The organism is Arthrobacter sp. 05T442 (assembly GCF_056395945.1).
This window is the reverse complement of record NZ_JBFTKM010000055.1, coordinates 1-702: the sequence shown is the minus strand read 5'-3', so window position 1 is coordinate 702 and position 702 is coordinate 1. Positions and strand designations below refer to the sequence as shown.

The following is a 702-nucleotide window of genomic DNA, read 5'->3' as shown; positions in this document are numbered from 1 at the left end:
TAGATGTACAACACCGAACCCGCCCTGCCCGAGCTCCTTGTCAACGTTGAGCCCGGATAGCTCCACGCTCATCCGACATCGCCCCGAGCAGCCTCTGCGGTCCGCTCGACAGGCACAGCCGCTGGGCTCATCATCTGCTCAACCCGAAGGGCGGGTTCCTCGTCTCCCGCGACCACTACCGAGCGAACGGCATCCTCGGTTGCCTGGCGCAGTTCCCCCGCAGTCGGTCTCGCGCTGGGCGTAGGGTCGAGCGCGCGCTCAATGAGGGCTGAAAGCTGCGGCGTGACAGCTGACGGCACAGGAGATGGGAGTGCCAAACGCTGGGTCGCCCCGGAGGCCCCATCAAGGTATCTCACGAATGCAAGCCCGAGCTTGTAAACGTCGGTAGCGAAGTCCTGAAGCCTTTTTGGAGAGGGGGCCGTGTTATTCATTTCAGGCGGCACCCACCAGGGGAAATGTCCCTGACGCGCCGCACGGGAGCCGTCTGAGATGTGCGCAACTGTGTCGCAGTCAAGGAGCAGCACTCCCGTAGGCGCGAATGAGAAGACCTCACTGTTCGGGTTGAGATCTCCAAACACCAGCCCATGCCGGTGAAGCAGCTCGATCGCGCCGGCGAGCTTGGAGAGTACGTGCAGCCTGAGCGCATCGTCATGGAAGTCGGGACTGTCGTAGCCGATCTCGTTACGCCTCGTCACCGGTGCA

Annotated in this window: 1 protein-coding gene; it reads right to left on the bottom strand. The window is 62.8% G+C overall.

The genetic code is table 11. The features are described 5' to 3' along the window. Nucleotides 1-68: 68 nt before the first annotated feature. A partial coding sequence (locus AC1DES_RS19150) for a protein kinase family protein (protein ID WP_476897278.1) occupies nucleotides 69-702 on the bottom strand: 634 nt, incomplete at its 5' end.